We start from the raw sequence: 15,825 nt of genomic DNA, 5'->3' as shown, positions 1-15,825 counted from the left end.
ACTTTAATTCTCGTTGACCACATCAACTAACCTGTACTGTTCATAGTCCGTTTTTATGTCAATGGTCCTGAATGGCCTGAAATCAATACGTCTGGTTGTTTGATTTGGCCCGGGAACTTCTACATAACATTTTATATTGGAAAGGGTTTGTTCTATGTGGGCCTTTAGATCACGTGGTGATTGGCCTTTGAATTTTTCTAGATCGATCACTATTTTATTTTCCATGTTGGGATTATTTACTTGGTTGGGATTATTTACTTGAATTTTTAAAAAATCTTTTCAATTATTCGCTTGTTGAACACAAGGCACGTCGTCCCGGACCGGGGTCAATCCCCTTAAAAACCCCTCATGGACGGTACCATCTATATCCGTGACCGTAATCGGCCAGCAATCAAGATCAGGCCCATTTTCATACTCTGTAAAAATTTTCAGGACACGCCTGAATTCATCTTCCGACACACAAAGTATGGAAGACCCTTGCTCACACACCGTTTCAATGAATACGGCAAATTTTTGTGGCTTGGGCTCTTCAGTCTCCTTACTGCACGAAGATAATAGCATTGTTATCGCTATAAAGACCAATTTTAAGTTTTTGATCATAAAAATCCTTTAGTAAAATCCTTTTTAAACTCCTTATTATACAATGTCCTGATTTTCATCATTCCCAAAGATTTTCTTAAAAAACTACTCCAATCTAGCAACTTTTTATAAAATACACATCATAAGGATATGAGAAGTATCCTAATGTTTTTTTGTGTTTTGCTGATCATGGAATCTTGTTCAAGTGAAAATGATCTAAATATGAAGATTGCATTGTCCGAAGATTTTCCCTTAAGGTTTGAACTCGAACAAATAACCTATGGACTCTCTGGAGAAGTTCTGGATAAAGCCTCAATCGGGAGAAATGAGACATTTCTATTCAATTCAAGTACCCAATTTTTCAAAATAATTGTACAAAATGGAGACACCCAAAAAATGGAAGGCTCCTTTACTATCGATTATGACCAAAAAATACCGATCATTACCCTAGAATATAAAAATGAAAACGTGTTCATTCAAAGCTGTTCAAACAAGAGTGTTGAAAAAGCTATTCTAAAATCAAATAATATTCTTATAATATCAGCGCTAGCATGTGATGGAGCTGAATTGGTTTACAGGCTCAAAGAATAATCATTGCATTTTGAAAAAGCCAGGGGTCTTCCTCTTCATATGTTCCCCACCCGTAACAACAGGGCATTTCTCTCTAGGTACTTGAGCCTATGGGAAACTTCAAAATCGTCGAACCGTTCCAATACCTTTCCACATGACCACAAGTACCATGGGAAGATTGTCAACCACCATCTCATCAATCGGGAATCCTCATCCAGCAGGTACTGTAACTTGAAACTTTTCTCGTTGGGATAGTCCACAAAGCTGGGCCGAAACCTCTGAATTGATGAAGTCCACCTTGATCTCTTGGGTCACATTTAGGAAATCAATGTTATAATCGAATACCTGTTCTTTGCGTTCCCATTTTTTCTTTTCCATCGTCTTTATCTTATTTTCCTAATACTCTCGTACTCTTGCCAAGTCTTTTTGCCAGCATTATCCAATGAGAGGAATTCGTCCTTTGAAAGGTCCAAAGGGGAGATATGGGCTTCCTTGCACAGGTTCCACAATATATTGTGCAGTCTTGTGCTTACCCCCCCGGGAATCTTTTGGACCCATTCACCCAGCTCCTTTGTGCCCCAAGGAACAAGTAACCTGAAGGCGGGATCGGAAAGCACCTTGCTTACCTTTTCCTCAAAAAAGGGATTGGTGCTCATTGGTTCCTTGCTGCTGAAAAAAGCGGTGGTCAAAAACTTGGTAGGCGACTCCACTGCGGTGACCCGCATATCGATAAGCTCATAGGCCTCCCCATCTACACTCCAAAGCTGACCTCTCCGGATTTCAGGATATGTGGTGATTTTCTTTTTCAATCTTGTGTGTTGCTTTTCCTCCATTTTTTTGGTCAAGGACTCAGAAATCAGTCGATAATCCGTCAACACCTCAAAAAGTCCTTTGCTGTTAAGTAATAGAAACCTGCTGGATTAGCTAAAGCAAGATACGAATCGTTTTTACTAAGAGAATCAAACAGAGGCAGATAACCCTTAAGAGCCTTTAGGTTTAATTTACCCATATCCCTGACATCATCAATCAGAAAATTGTTCAATCCAGCGGTATGGGTCAAAAGTTGATACGCTGTTACAGAATCATGTACTGTCGTGTTGGGATAACCTGCAAGTACTTACCTACTGGAGTATCCAAGTCCAATAGACCTTTGTCAACCAATTGAAGAGCTGCTTCAGCAGTCATTGCTTTTGTTATTGATGCTATGTTGAAAAGTGTATTGATTTTATTTCAACTTCATATTCAATACTAGAATAGCTATACGCCTTTTCAAAAAGAACACTGTCCCTTTCTGCTAAAAGTACTACATCTGAAAACTCTGGATAGGTAATGTTATTCAAATAATCGATAATACTTTCCTTACTCCCAATGCTGGCCTGCGAACATGCAATTTTGTCCAACAATATAAAACAGATAATGAAAAAATATTTTTTTGCATATCGTTTATTTGAACTTATATTTCTATTGTATAATCACACCTTTATTCTTCTCATTAGGCTCCAATAGATCCCATAAATTGCCATAAAGATCTTTAAACACGGCCACAACCCCATAAGGCTCCTTTTTAGGAGGTCTTACAAATGTTACTCCCCGATTGACCAGTTTGTCGTAATCTCTATTGAAATCATCTGTGAAAAGGAAAAATCCCACCCGACCTCCTGTTTGGTTTCCTATACTGGCCAATTGTTTTTCGTTGGCAGCTTTTGCGAGCAATAAAGAACATTCTTTCGCTCCAGATGGCGCAATAACTACCCATCTTTTAAATTCATCAATTTTTGTGTTTTCAAGAAGTGTGAAATCCAGTTTATTTGTATAAAAGTGGATAGCTTCATCATAGTCTTTTACAACCAAGGAGATATGTGCAATTCTATTGTACATTGAAAATCCTTTAATTGAATTATGGATAAATCATGTTTAAGTCAACACAACTGCACATCTTCATAAATGCGCCTAATCGAAACCTCCGCTTTGTACTCTTGAAAGTATATGGATGACCCACTGACCAAATGTTCTAATGCGGCCCTATATCTAGCCTTTCCATGGGAATTGTCCTCATAATACATGCATGGATTTTTGGGGTGAATCTCTGTCGGGGTCGTAAATGCTTTGATATTTCGGTTCATATATTCAAACCGCTGTGAAGCTCTTTTATGAATATTCTCAAGGGTAAGTTCGCTTGGATATTCAGGTAAGTCGTAGTAGAGGTCTTCCAATATCACAATAAATGCCCTTCTACGGGATAGTTTGGGTTTTCTTGAGGCCTTTTCCAAATCACATCGTAGGTCTTGAACAATTCTTTCAGCCAATCTGACTTGGGATAGGGTGTATTTATTGCTCCCTATCAAGGGGGTTTCCTCTTCTCCCAATTTTTGAAGATGTCTGAGCAACACATCCGAACCGATCATAGATTTGGCCCTTCCTTGCCCTTTTGTCTTGATATTTCCTTTTGGACGGCACTTTCCAATATCTTGGACAAATCCTTTATCCTTGAAGAAAGCCTCATCATATTTTCCTGCACATAGGAACCAACAAGCAGAAATTCAGCCATGTTTGTCTTTTCTGGCATTAACATTCCCTTGGCCATAATCAGTAGGAACAGTTTTTCTTGGGAATCCAAGTTCCCTTCCTTTTTATCCAAATTTTTTCCTATTCTTTCCAGGCAATCCCCCAAATTCGAAATCTTTTCAACTTTGTCCCATTTGACATCACTAAAAAAATAATATGCCATATAAGCCAAGGCGAAACGGCCATACTCCCATTTTCGAAAAGTAGTAGCAGGATCCAGAAGTTCCAGTTCCACAAAATCCAACAACCTTTCATTGGAAAGAATTTTCTCAATATTGTGTTCCATTTGGAGTAGCTGTTGGAGCTCTGCTTCTGATTCTTGGTCCAAATTGTTCAATAGGTGTCCAGCGAATGTTTGGGATACTTGAAACAACGGGAGCCTTTTCTCTATGAGGGTATTTAAAAAACGTTGGCGTTTTTCCTCCACCAATTCATCATAGTGTAGGCCATAAGCGAATAAGATTGCCACAAGTGAGTTCAACTGTTCTCTGGATAGGACTGTTTTTAAGGTGTTGGAATCTTTGCCCCCAAGCTCATTCAACGTGTCCCAAAAAGTCTTTTCGCCAATAGGCTTATCAAAATTCAATATGTCGTAAACAATTTCTGCCATATGAATGCTTTAGTGTGGCTCCATACATAAAAACAGTAGTTTTCAAACGGTTTTCAAAACCACATTTGTTCCTTACGGTTTGCAACTTTCCAATTGGATGATAGATTTATCTTAATCCTCTGCGGAAGCACAAATATGTTTCCATCAAATCGACCAAACCCTTTGTTTTGTTCAAACTGTTCTCAAAATACATAATACTTAGTCCAAAAATCAGTATTCCTTATTATTTTTTTCCAACAAAGACAATTGATTTATCGGTAAAAAGACCCATGTTCATCTTTTACCATCAAGAATTCACAACATAATCATTGATCACTTTTTGGGCAGAGGGGATACCCTAACAATGGAAAGGGAGAAAAAAGAAAGGTCGCAAGGGGTAGCGGCCTTAACATAGAGATTCATATCAACCTGAAATAAATAAGCGCCCTCATAATCTGCATGGTCAGTTCAAAAATGGCGAATATGGGAAGGACAAACCAGATGCCTGGGATAAGCCCGATAAGGATGATCACCAATAAGAATGGCAACCTCAACAATCGTTTGATACGTAGGATCCCCAAATAAGTGTAAAGAAGCACCCATAGAAAACCCACCAAGGGAAGGTCGTTATAAAGTTCCGAAAATGTCATATTCTTTGATTTTTTTGTTCATTCCCCATATGTAAAAAGATTGGTTCACAAAACCCAATCATTGACAGATGGGCAACTTCGATATTGATTTTCCTTTCGTTATTTTTTTACCAGTTCCTGTAAGCTTACCACATGGAGCTTGCAGGGGAAAAAAGTGTCAGCTTTGAAGGCGGTACGGATAAAGCCAATGTAGCACCCGTCCCCATATTCCAGTACCTTAATCCCTTTGTAACTACTGTCATGGGGGCCATCCAATACCTTGCCCCTGCACTGTACAAGATGGTAAAGGGCCTGTAGTTTTGTTCCCTGTACCCTGCTCCAGTTTCCCAACAGGGCAACATCATGGATCGCCCAGTAATTGGATGTCTTTATGAACACTTTTTTATTGTCCTCCATAGTTCCCTAGACTTTTATGGGGTTGACCATTCCGCTTTTGAGGTTCACAAATCCCCCGTGGACGGAGAGTTGTCTATGCAACAACAATCTGAACAGACAGTCCGATGCGTGCGCTGTCAGGACATCATTGATATAAAGAGACTGTTCCATCAACCGATCGGCATAGGCACATCCCCTTCCCTGTTGGGATTCGGTATCGTGATCTTCCAAATTCGGGAAAAGGTCGGTTATCTTCTTCAGTCTGCCTACGCACTCCAACGAACCATCGTCCAATTTTCTATCTTCCTCGAACAGGCTACCAAGAACGAACTGCCCCGTGTCCCTGCTATTGCCGATGTCGAGCCAGTAGAACATTGTCCTATGTTCAGAGCCTCTATGTGGGTGCTGCAAGGCCAAAGAAAGTGCCGTCCTGTATTTGGCATTGTCCACACAGGTCACTATGATGTTCGATCTGATGTCATCGCCAAAGGTCATGGCATTCATCGGTATTCCTTCCCATTGCAGCCCAAAGGCACGGTTGATCTTGGTCAGGGCATTGACCACCTTGTTCTGTCCAAGGTCATGCGGGGTGAACAATTGCCTACCGATGTTCATGGGTTCGACAACATCCCTGTCAAATGCCCTAATGTACAGTCCGGGATGTCCCGTTTGGCGAAGGGCATGGTCCATCCTTGCCAACCTTGCCAGCATAAGGGAGCCATTTCCACCTACCCCTATCAACGACATCGTGATCGGGTGTGTGGGATTGAAGAAATAATTGGGGGCGATATGTATCCTATCTTTCATAGAGTTGTTTTATGGTCATGTTGTTCGCAATAAGTAGGGTATCGTCGAAACGCTGCTTTCCATTGAGGCGTTTCATTGTTTGCACAAGGTTTCCCTTGATCAGGTCGTTATGGTGGGTTTCCGTGAACACCGAGGAGAAAAACTGTTTTTCCATAAACCCCATGATGTCCTCATAATACTCGAATCCGTCATAGTCCATGGAAACATTGCCCATGCAGACCCTGCCCTGTGCATTGACATTGGGCAAGGGGGCATGGCATAGTCCTGTATCCCCGTCAAGGGCATCGCTCCGTTTTAATGCGAATACGTTCAACGTGTTCCCCTTCAACGAAAAGACCAGTTTGGGGAGGGGGTACTGTCCTATCGGGATGCCCATCCTTTCATCAAAATACAGGGTGTGCCGTTTTGGGTGGACAATCCACACCAAATGCAGATCTCCCTTAAAATCAAAGTGTACCAAATTCTTGGGTAAAAGCCCCTTAAAGGAGAATTTTATCAATTCCTCTTCCAAGCACCTGAAGAGGTTCCGTGCGGTGTCCTTGGTCAGGGGCATCCCCGCTGTAAGACATTCCCCAACTATCCTATGGTAGGCAAAATAATGCTCCGTATTGTAATGACTCGGTGTACTTGCATAGCCTATTAATGCAAATCTAGGCACCAAATGATCGTCCATGTCCAATTCCATGATCTTTTCCATATCAAATCCGTTCTATCAGTTCGTTCAGTTCACAAATAAAGTTTTCCACTTCCTTTAGTTTTTCCTCAAGCCCTTCCTCAAAGACCTCCATCCCATCATTGCTAACAGTCGCATGGGCATAGGTTGAGAGCAGGTCGTACTCATTGGAGCAATCATTGAGCATGTTGATGTACGATCGGGTAAATTCACTCTCGCCATCATCGGTTATCAAGAAAGTATGGTAAAAATCGATCATGCTCTCATATCCATCACGAACGGATACCCGTTGTACCACCTGAAAATCCAACTTTTCCGAGGCCAAAAGGAGTTCTTTTAGTTTCTTGTACACCTCCCTTTTGGGTCTATAGCTTTCCAATCGGGATTTCCAGTCCCTTACCTCAAAGTCGTTGTACTTCTTCTCGTACCGTGAAAGGAAGTCCACCGAACCTTTCAATCTCTCCCCATAATCCTCATTGGGGGCTTCCCTGCAATATGCCATTTCCTCGATCAAAAAAGTCCATATCCAGTCGATCCTGTCCTCACACGTATCGAAGATCGAATCAAAGGGAAGTCCCTTGATAAAGGAAAGGAGTACCTCGAACAATTTTCTGTTCTTGCACTTCATCCCGTACAATGGCTTTAGGTTGATACAGTAGATATTGCCCTTGTTCCCGATGCACCGTTTCAGGTCAAGTTCCAACTCCCCATCGCAATTGCGATATACATCGATAAGATCGACCCTTGCCCTGTCCCTGAGCCTGTTCGCACATCTAAGGATAAGGTCTTGCAGACTGTCCCTTTCATCGAACCTCCAAGAATCGATGCTCCCCGTGAACTTTCGGGTAACCTCCACCATCAGCCCTGCCAATTGGCGAAGTCCGTCCCCTGAATACTTTTCCGATATATCGTTCATGGCAATGGGCCATGTGTTCACGTCAGGAAGCAGTCCGTTCTTTTTGACAATGTCTTCATCCGCCTTGTCCCTGTACGGTGGCTGTCCTGTTGGAACGCCCTGAACAGGTCGTTGTGGAACTCCGTGAGTTCCCGTGAGGTGATGGTCTTTGATGGTGTTGTACATTTTCCCTTGTTTAAAAATTCATCCACGTTCATATCATTAACCTTTGGTTCCCGCCAATGATTGGAAGTGCACCTCATGGAACCCATCGATAATGCCCTTGTCCATGACATTGGCATTGGTCAGTTCGGGATATAGTGCGGAATAATGTTCCATGATTCGTTCATGCCCCATTTCGGGGTCTATGTCCTCCAGTTCAATCTTTTCCCTGTTACCGTTCAGGAAAAGGTACTTTCTCGTTATGTTAGCGATCTGCATCTTGGAAAAGGTTTGGTGATTCATATTGGGACATCTGCTCCAAGACTTTTTTGGCCTCTTTCTGATAGGGGTCAATGGCCAAGATTTCCTTGGCGGCTTTGATCGCCCTCTCATGGTCTTTCATCGGGTTGAAGTCCTTTTCCTTGATAAGGTTCTGCAAAGCGGTGGTCTTCTTGCCCACGGATTCCTTATGCTTCTTGGCCTTTGCCGTCTTGCCCTCGGAAGCTATCAAGGATGCCTCATAGGCCTCCACGCTGTCGAACATGGTCTTTGTACGCTCCAATGGTCGTTGGACGGCTTCGAAGAACTTGCTGTCCATTTCCTCAACGCTTGCCCGTAGGCTCAATGGTCTTAGGGATTTCAGTCCCTTGTCATCGGCATGGCTCTTGGGCAGTACGGACACCGATACTTCTCCATCGGAAAAGGTGATGCTCAGCCCCAACTGTCGTATCCCCGTTTTTTCAAGGGATGAAAAAAATTGGTTCATAAACGATGTATTTAACTGTTTTACAATTGATTAACTATTGTAAATATACGATCAGGGGGTGGGCAGGGCAGGGTAATCCGAGGAAATATCCACCCTTTTCTTCTTCCTCCCTTTCCACAAAAAAAGCACCCGTCAGGGTGCCATGTCCCATGACAGCATCCATGGGTCGATAGGGGTCGTAGTCCCATTTTATGGGTAGGGAAAAGAATGATCCGAGCGGCGGGAAGATAAATGCAAGTGGGCGTTTTTTCGCCCGCTTGCTTTTATGCGCGGTTCCGAGGAGGTTGAACGCCCGGACCGAAGGGAAGGGTCTTCAACTTCCGCAGGAACAGGGATGACAGCATAAAAAATACTTCATTATGATAATCCTGCCCATTCTGTTCTTATTTTTTGGGAGGGGAAAATTCCATTTTCATTTTCCAATCCAAGGCATTCATCTTTTCTAAAAAACCATGGATTCCTTGTATCAGATCTTTGTACGTCGGGGAATCCCCATAAATCATCTGTTCCTGCATTGTCCCATAATCGGCCTGCCAAGCTTCTTCGAGATCCGATGGCGGGATGGGCCGTATAGTCTGGGGTTGGTGCAGGTTATAATCCACTCCGCCAAGTCTTGTGAACACATATCTGTGGCTGACAATGGTTTCATATAATCCTTTGTCATGGATGGCATTGGTCGCAAATTCCGTTTTCGCCAATTGATAGATATCATAAAGGTGGCGGCTAAGCCTATCCACCCTTATCTTTTCCTTGGGACGTTGGAATTCCTCGTGCAAAAGGAACAGTTTTTCCAAAAAAGTCCTTTCGGGCGTTACGGATGGGACCATCACCGGGGGCTCCATGAATTCGGCATCAGGATATTGTTCATCCACGAAGGAACTTATCGGTTTGGGGCTAAAAGGTTCCCTTAGGGAACGGCAACCGATCTCCACCTGGACCCTTGGCTGTATGTATCCGGGGGATTTGGTGATATGGGGATAGTAGATTTCTATGATACGTGGATCTTGGTCGCTTGATTCGGCGGGAACGATATTGAAACCGACATCATTGAATCCGTTCTCCGTGAACCGTCTTTGCAGTTCAGGGTAGAATTCCCCTGAAATGTAGGAACTTGTTTCTTTCCTGAGTTTCGTGAGCTGTTTTTTTGATAGTTCCCCAGAATACCCAAAAAAACTACGGTCAACGGCGAGGTCAATATCCTCGCTGAACCGTTCTATCAGTTTCCATGCCTTGCTCAAGGATGTCCCGCCCTTGAACACCAAATGTTCACCTATTCCCATTTCAAAGATCGTCCTCAATGTATGGACGACCCACCAGTCCTTTTCAACTGCAAAATCGGGCACTCCAGTTCTGTTCCCTACATTTTGATAGATGGCCAGTTTATCCTCTTTGGGGATGTTGTAAAATGTCATTTTATCCATTGTCCAAGCTCTTTTCCATAATTTTCTGTATCCATACCGGTGCCAGTTCTATATCATGGAGCAGGTCCTTTTGGTCTTCTTTTTTCAAAAGGGCCATGATTTTTGCTTCCTCTTCTTCCGTTAATCTATCCTTTCCAATTTCACGGAGGGCCTGTATCACCAATCTGCTTATCCCGCCCTTGGCCGATAGATTCTTGGGGGTGGTCTTTTTCAGTTTTATGCTTCGCTTGCCCAGTTTTATTTCCCTGGGGGCTCCATCGGTAAGAAAGACAAGTTTCATTGGCACTTGTGTACTGAGCCCCAACGCACTTAGGGCATATGTCCCGGTGGGCACCAGCCTTATCTTGTCCCTTTTGGCTATGGCCATTGCGATTTCCTCCGCCGTTGGCAATACCTCCCCTGCATATTTGCTTATTTTGGGACGCGCATAGATTCCCTGGGCCACCCTTTGTACATAACCTTCCTTTTCCAATCTATGGAGGGCCAAACGCACCGCTTCGGATGAACCCAGCCCCCGAAAGTCGTCAGGGAACAATAGCTCTCCCCGTTTCTTCCTGGAAATACTTTTCTTTATTTTGGACTCGATACTCTCCACAGGCTTATTTTGTAACAAATTTAGCAAATATTTGTTACAATAATTTTCCATGAAAGCTTTTTAACCATTTGGTATTGTACCCAAGGGTATAAAATTGCAACCATGGCCTTGGCAACGGTTCATAATGATCGGCCCGTCCCTACATCCAAGGACTCCGAATGGGACATCACCGATTTTTCCGGTTCTTTATCCTTATCCGAAATATCCACATCGAACTTTTTGTCAAGCTCCTCGTTGATCTGTTCCATTCTTGTTTCCATCTCCTTGAGTTCGTCCAATTTATCAAAATCAAGGTCCAAGATCTTTTGGTTGGCGGTAATGTGGTGTCCATGGTCAAGGGCCAGTTCCTTTTGGTCCTTGATCGACCGGGGAATCTTGGAAAGGGCATTGTACATGTAATCGGCAACACTCTTGGGGTTCACAACGATCCGTCTGGCCCCATGTCCATAGGTCGCATTGTCGGTCCGGACAAATAGGGAATGGGTCTCCACATCCTCTATCCTTATGCACAGGCTTGCCCCATCCATCTTTAGGACCTGATGTTTCGAAACCATGCCCTTGTGCTTTTCAAAAAAATCGATAATGGCCTGTCCAATATCCGTATCCTGGGCATTTGATGGAAGCCCCATTGCATTTCTGATAATACCGTAATAAGTTTCCTTACTTTCCATCAATTGCCATAATGGTAGGTCCCTTTCGAGCTTTTCAATGTTCTTGGACACCTTTTCCCTCTCCCGGGAATGGAACCGGATATTGTTCTCCGCTTCAAGCCTGTTCCTCTTGAAGATGGACCGTTCCAGTTGCAGCTCTTCCAGCCTTTTGCCCAATTGTTCCTTTTCCAGGAAGAGCGGGTCGTTCTTGGCCACGGCCAACAAGGTCTTGTAATCGATGGACCCGTTGTCGTCCACTGGGCCCATGTCCAATCTGTTGAACTGTATGGTTCCATTGGTGATCTGTTCGATAAAGTTCTTTTTGGTATTGACATTATTGAGCATCAGGGCATCGGTGGAGTTCTCGACGATATAAAAGGAGATGGTGACCTTATTGTCCCAATATTTTTTGGCCATTTCATTCCCTTTCCTTGCCCCCCTTCCATTACGCTGGTCCACGTCCGTGGGCCGATGGGGAATATCGACATGGTGGATCCTGACCATCCTACGTTGGATATTGGTCCCGGTTCCCAATTTTTCCGTGGAGCCAATGATGATACGGTACTTGCCGGAGTTCAGGTCATCAAAGCATTGGAGCCTTTTTCCATCGGTCTTGAAATCGTGGATGAACACCACCTCTTCGGACGGGACATCGTATTCCTCGGTCAAGATCCGCTTGATCTCCGAATAGACGTTAAAGGTGTCCTTTGGGATGCCCAGATCGGAAAAAATCGCTTGGGTACCTTTAAAACCATTACTCTCGGTATAGGTCCGATAGACCTCACGGGCGATGATCCGCAGTTTGGCCTCCCCTGGATCCTCCAGATCGGGGTTGAGCAATCTGGGATCGATGGAGGCATGGCGCATATGGTGCAAAGCGATCAGGGACAGTGCACCCTTTTGATCCTCGGTATAGGTCTTGTTGCCATACAGATGGTCACTGTTACCGGTCCCAAGAAAGGTCTTTATTTGCTCAAAATAGGCCAACTGGCCCTCGGTGGGCCTGATGGTATGTACATCCATTACCGCTTTGGGCCGATCGATATGGTGGGTCCGTGCATTGACGATGATGGATATTTCATTGTACAGGGTGGACAGCAATTTCATTTTCTTGAAGGAACGGAACCGTTCACGGACCTTATAGTCCCCCGAGACCGTGGGCTCGAACTCATAGGATTTATTGGCGAATACCTGGGCCCATTGGTCAAAGGAGGCTATGTTCATTTCCTTGAGCCTTTCCGGAATAAGGTACTTGAACAGGACGTACACCTCGGTTATGGAATTGGAGATGGGCGTACCCGATAGAAAGGTCGCCTGAAAGTCCTTCCCTCTGGATCTTTGGAGGGTCTTGATCGCCGTGTACAGATTCTTGCTCCTTTCAGATCCGGTACTGGTGTTCAGGCCCGCCACCCTGGAGTGTCTGGTGGTGTACATCAGGTTCTTGAACTTATGAGACTCGTCGACCATGATATGTTCAAATCCCAATTGGTCGAAGGTCAATATCCTGTCCTTCCCTTTTTCGATCTGGTGGTAAACGTTCTGGAGCTGTGCCTCCAGATTTTCCTTTCGTATCTCCAGCCCCTTCAGTACCCTTTTATTGATATCGTACTTGTTCTCATAGATCACTCCCAGGTCCTTTTCCAGATTATCCAGTTCCTCTTGGATGATTTCCTTGATGATCTCGGGGGACTGCGGTATGAACTTGAAGGTATCGTGGCTCATCAATACCACATCGGGCCGTTGGGAAACGATCTTCGCAAAAAAGGCGTTCCGCTTTTGGATTCCACCAACCTCCCTGTCGTTGGCCACCAACAGTTTCATTTGGGGAAACGCATTACGGAACTCCTTTTCCAATTGTACCACCGTCGATCTCAGGCCGATGATCACTGTCCTTTTGGACAGGCCGAGTTCGCGGAGTTTTTCTGTGGAAAGCGCCATGTCCAGGGTCTTTCCGAAACCGACCTCTTTATTGACCAAGAGCCCTTGGTTGATGATGATCCCGGCCACGGTGTCCTTTTGGCTTTGGTAGGGTTCAAAATGCCTCAATCCCTGGAATTCCAGATAGCTCCCATCGTACTTGGGCATGATCTTGGCATCGTAGATGGAGTAAAATTGGAACTCCAACGACTTTTTGAGTTCACTGTTCCCAATCACATATTCGTTGAATTCCCTGTATAGGATCTCGAACTTTATGTTCACCTCCTGCATCTTGGTCTTGTCGATCCTTTTAAAATCCCCGGATCCCTTCGATATATAGGGTATCGTGGAGTTCAGGGCTCCCTCCAGGATATCCTTGAAACCATAGTATCGGTGATCGGAACTGACGTAAAACTTTTTAACGCTCGCATAATCATATTTTTCGATCTTGACCATATATTTTGACGTGGTCTCATTGTAGCTTATGTGTGCCAATGTCCCATAGGTGTCGAAAATAAAGGATTGGGTCACCTCAATGGGAAACCAGGGCTCATGCATCTTGACATCGAGATCCTCGAATGGGGTGATCGGCGGGTTGACCTTTTCCAGTTCCAAAATGGACCGGGAGAGGATGTCCTTATCCACAAAGGAACGGAACTCCCCAAATTCGTTGTTCCTGTACCATTGTATCTTTTTATGGATGACACCGGACAAAAACAGGTATTTCGGGACAAGCCTGCACCCATCTTCGGTCGGGTCGATGAACAAAAGGCCCTTGGAAAGGGATTCCCCGATCACCGTTTCCTTGGACATGTCCGTACGCCCGGCAATGGCATCGATATCGATCCGATTGTACCGGTTCAGGGAAAAATAAATGGCATCCTGTAGAGACAACCGTTCGGGGCTTTCTTCCACTTGCGGGGCCCAGGGGGTCAAAAGAAATTGGCCCTTGGTGAAAGTCCCTTTTTCAGGGCTTTCCAATGCCAGTATCAAAGGTCCCTGGACATCCAGGGTCACTAAATGATAATTGGCCTTGTCGTTCAGGTTCCCGTATTGGAAAAGGAACACGTCGTATTGATAGTTCAGGTCCTCCCAGATTTTCTGTCCATCTACGATCTTGGGTTCCAAGAGTTTCAAATAGGTGTCCCGTAGGGAGATGATCTTGGTCAGTTTATCGAATTCGGCCGGTTTGGTCTTCAGGTAGTAATACTGGCCGGAATCGGTAATCTTTGCAATTTTTTGTTCCGCCACGATCAGGTTCCCCGGTATTAATGGACCCTCATATGACTGTTGTTGGTTTGCCGGTATAGCGGCCTTGTCCGTTTTTTTCTCCGCTACGGTCCTGGATTTTATGCTCGATGGCCTAAAGGTCACCAAGGCCTCCCTTATGGCGGGTTCGATCGTGGCAATATTGTTGGCGTTCCTTACGGTGTAATCGGAACGATCATAAAGCCCTCCCGGTTCCATGATCCCCAGGATATTTTCGGGATGGGCATCAAAAAAGGCATTCATCTTGATTTCGTTGCCTTCAAGATCGACCTTTTCCGTTGCCATGAAAAGTCGGTTCCTCTCCTTCTGTTCCAAGGATGGATTCTTGGCACGGCTTTTTTGGAAGACCAGGATATCGGCGATCACCGAGGTGTTTTCCTGCTCAAAGGCATTGTCCGGTAACCTGACCCCGCCCAAAAAATCATTGTCCTTAATGATATTTTCGCGGATCTGCCCATATTTTGCCTTATCGAGGAAATTCTTGGTACATATCAATACCACCATCCCCCCCGGTTTGGCCAGTTCCAGACTTTTATGGACAAAGTAGCTATGGACATTGCTGGTAAGCCCGTCCTTTAACGGATGGTCTGCAAGGTCGGGGTCGAAGACCTTGTTTGCCCCAAAGGGAATGTTGCTGATGACCAGATCATAACTTTTAGTGGCATCGCTCTGCCCGATACCCTCAAATGGGATGCCGAACACCTGGACATTGTCCCTGTGCTTGAAATTATGTTCCAAGATCCGTGCGGTCAGGATCTCCTTTTCAAAGGCCGTGACCCTGGCCTTGGGATATCTGTGCAAAAGTTCCCTGATGATCAGCCCGTTCCCCGCACTGGGCTCCAAAATGGTCCTTGGGGAAAAGTCGGGTATCCCGGCCAAAAAATCCATCATGGCCCGGATTACGGGCACTGGGGTATAGAACGAGTTCAGGGAACCCTTTTTCAGGCTGTCCACAAGGGTATTCGTATACGTATCGCCCACGTATTGGTTCAATGCACCTAAAAACCGTTCCCTGTATTTTTCATTTTTTAGGATATCGAAAATGTTGCCGAACCCCGGATTGTTGATGAAGGTATGCCCGAGGGTGTCCGAATTTCGTAATGCGTCGATGGTCCGGACCATAAAGTCCAGATATTTCTTTTTTGAGTATTTCATAGATCGTGAGTTAAGGAATTTTCCGGAACGTCCATTAAGGTCGGCCCTGTAGGGGTCGTCCCCCCTGTTTTAAAGTTATAATGCCATAGTGTTATGTTCTTTTAAATGTCGAATGCATGAATGTCAAGGGAGATCATTATATCGTACAGGTTCTTTTGCCCTGGTCAAAACAACTGGTCAGCCGTCC

Annotated in this window: 19 protein-coding genes; 1 reads left to right on the top strand and 18 read right to left on the bottom strand. The window is 44.6% G+C overall.

What is annotated here, in order from left to right; genetic code table 11:
* Window positions 1-3: 3 nt before the first annotated feature.
* On the bottom strand, window positions 4-225 hold the full coding sequence (locus ACQQ5U_RS13990; RefSeq protein WP_437398414.1) for a hypothetical protein: 222 nt from the start codon (window positions 223-225) through the stop codon (window positions 4-6).
* Between the two features lie 576 nt (window positions 226-801).
* Here ACQQ5U_RS13990 and ACQQ5U_RS13985 point away from each other — a divergent pair.
* A complete protein-coding gene (locus ACQQ5U_RS13985; protein WP_437398412.1) occupies window positions 802-1,170 on the top strand; it encodes a hypothetical protein in 369 nt (122 codons plus the stop codon).
* 189 nt (window positions 1,171-1,359) lie between these two features.
* Here ACQQ5U_RS13985 and ACQQ5U_RS13980 read toward each other — a convergent pair whose 3' ends face one another.
* The 17 genes from ACQQ5U_RS13980 to ACQQ5U_RS13900 form a co-directional block, all read right to left on the bottom strand.
* Complete coding sequence (locus ACQQ5U_RS13980; protein ID WP_437398410.1) at window positions 1,360-1,527, bottom strand: hypothetical protein; 168 nt, start codon at window positions 1,525-1,527, stop codon at window positions 1,360-1,362.
* 5 nt (window positions 1,528-1,532) lie between these two features.
* Complete coding sequence (locus ACQQ5U_RS13975; protein ID WP_437398408.1) at window positions 1,533-1,982, bottom strand: hypothetical protein; 450 nt, start codon at window positions 1,980-1,982, stop codon at window positions 1,533-1,535.
* Window positions 1,983-2,223: 241 nt separating this feature from the next.
* A complete protein-coding gene (locus tag ACQQ5U_RS13970) occupies window positions 2,224-2,334 on the bottom strand; it encodes a serine hydrolase (RefSeq protein WP_437398407.1) in 111 nt (36 codons plus the stop codon).
* A 17-nt stretch (window positions 2,335-2,351) separates the two neighbouring features.
* The gene (locus ACQQ5U_RS13965; RefSeq protein ID WP_437398405.1) at window positions 2,352-2,549 is read right to left on the bottom strand and encodes a hypothetical protein; all 198 of its coding nucleotides are present in this window, start codon (window positions 2,547-2,549) and stop codon (window positions 2,352-2,354) included.
* A 61-nt stretch (window positions 2,550-2,610) separates the two neighbouring features.
* On the bottom strand, window positions 2,611-3,027 hold the full coding sequence (locus ACQQ5U_RS13960) for a VOC family protein (protein WP_437398404.1): 417 nt from the start codon (window positions 3,025-3,027) through the stop codon (window positions 2,611-2,613).
* Window positions 3,028-3,068: 41 nt separating this feature from the next.
* Entirely contained in the window at window positions 3,069-3,554 is a 486-nt protein-coding gene (locus tag ACQQ5U_RS13955; RefSeq protein WP_437398403.1) for a hypothetical protein, read from the bottom strand.
* Complete coding sequence (locus tag ACQQ5U_RS13950) at window positions 3,551-4,324, bottom strand: hypothetical protein (protein WP_437398401.1); 774 nt, start codon at window positions 4,322-4,324, stop codon at window positions 3,551-3,553. The genes ACQQ5U_RS13955 and ACQQ5U_RS13950 overlap by 4 nt, the downstream gene beginning before the upstream one ends.
* A gap of 398 nt (window positions 4,325-4,722) precedes the next feature.
* Window positions 4,723-4,953: a hypothetical protein gene (locus ACQQ5U_RS13945; protein ID WP_437398400.1), complete on the bottom strand. Its 231-nt coding sequence runs from the start codon at window positions 4,951-4,953 to the stop codon at window positions 4,723-4,725.
* 99 nt (window positions 4,954-5,052) lie between these two features.
* A complete protein-coding gene (locus ACQQ5U_RS13940) occupies window positions 5,053-5,349 on the bottom strand; it encodes a hypothetical protein (RefSeq protein WP_437398398.1) in 297 nt (98 codons plus the stop codon).
* A 6-nt stretch (window positions 5,350-5,355) separates the two neighbouring features.
* Window positions 5,356-6,135, bottom strand: coding sequence for a PRTRC system ThiF family protein (locus tag ACQQ5U_RS13935; protein WP_437398396.1), 780 nt, complete (start codon window positions 6,133-6,135; stop codon window positions 5,356-5,358).
* Window positions 6,125-6,832 carry a hypothetical protein gene (locus ACQQ5U_RS13930; RefSeq protein ID WP_437398395.1) on the bottom strand — a complete coding sequence of 236 codons (708 nt, stop codon included), beginning with the start codon at window positions 6,830-6,832 and terminating at the stop codon, window positions 6,125-6,127. The genes ACQQ5U_RS13935 and ACQQ5U_RS13930 overlap by 11 nt, the downstream gene beginning before the upstream one ends.
* Window position 6,833: 1 nt before the next feature.
* Window positions 6,834-7,889, bottom strand: coding sequence for a hypothetical protein (locus ACQQ5U_RS13925; protein WP_437398393.1), 1,056 nt, complete (start codon window positions 7,887-7,889; stop codon window positions 6,834-6,836).
* 36 nt (window positions 7,890-7,925) lie between these two features.
* Window positions 7,926-8,144, bottom strand: coding sequence for a PRTRC system protein C (locus ACQQ5U_RS13920; RefSeq protein WP_366590961.1), 219 nt, complete (start codon window positions 8,142-8,144; stop codon window positions 7,926-7,928).
* Window positions 8,131-8,631, bottom strand: a complete 501-nt coding sequence (locus tag ACQQ5U_RS13915) for a PRTRC system protein E (RefSeq protein ID WP_437398391.1) — start codon at window positions 8,629-8,631, stop codon at window positions 8,131-8,133. The genes ACQQ5U_RS13920 and ACQQ5U_RS13915 overlap by 14 nt, the downstream gene beginning before the upstream one ends.
* Window positions 8,632-9,014: 383 nt before the next feature.
* Entirely contained in the window at window positions 9,015-10,052 is a 1,038-nt protein-coding gene (locus ACQQ5U_RS13910) for a nucleotidyl transferase AbiEii/AbiGii toxin family protein (protein WP_437398389.1), read from the bottom strand.
* Window positions 10,045-10,698, bottom strand: coding sequence for a DUF6088 family protein (locus tag ACQQ5U_RS13905; RefSeq protein ID WP_437398388.1), 654 nt, complete (start codon window positions 10,696-10,698; stop codon window positions 10,045-10,047). The genes ACQQ5U_RS13910 and ACQQ5U_RS13905 overlap by 8 nt, the downstream gene beginning before the upstream one ends.
* A 68-nt stretch (window positions 10,699-10,766) precedes the next feature.
* On the bottom strand, window positions 10,767-15,638 hold the full coding sequence (locus ACQQ5U_RS13900; RefSeq protein WP_437398386.1) for an N-6 DNA methylase: 4,872 nt from the start codon (window positions 15,636-15,638) through the stop codon (window positions 10,767-10,769).
* Window positions 15,639-15,825: the final 187 nt, after the last annotated feature.

The sequence above is a fragment of the Flagellimonas lutimaris genome (assembly GCF_051494225.1).
In the GTDB taxonomy this organism is placed as follows: Bacteria; Bacteroidota; Bacteroidia; order Flavobacteriales; family Flavobacteriaceae; genus Flagellimonas; species Flagellimonas lutimaris_A.
This window is presented reverse-complemented; position numbering and strand designations above follow the sequence as displayed.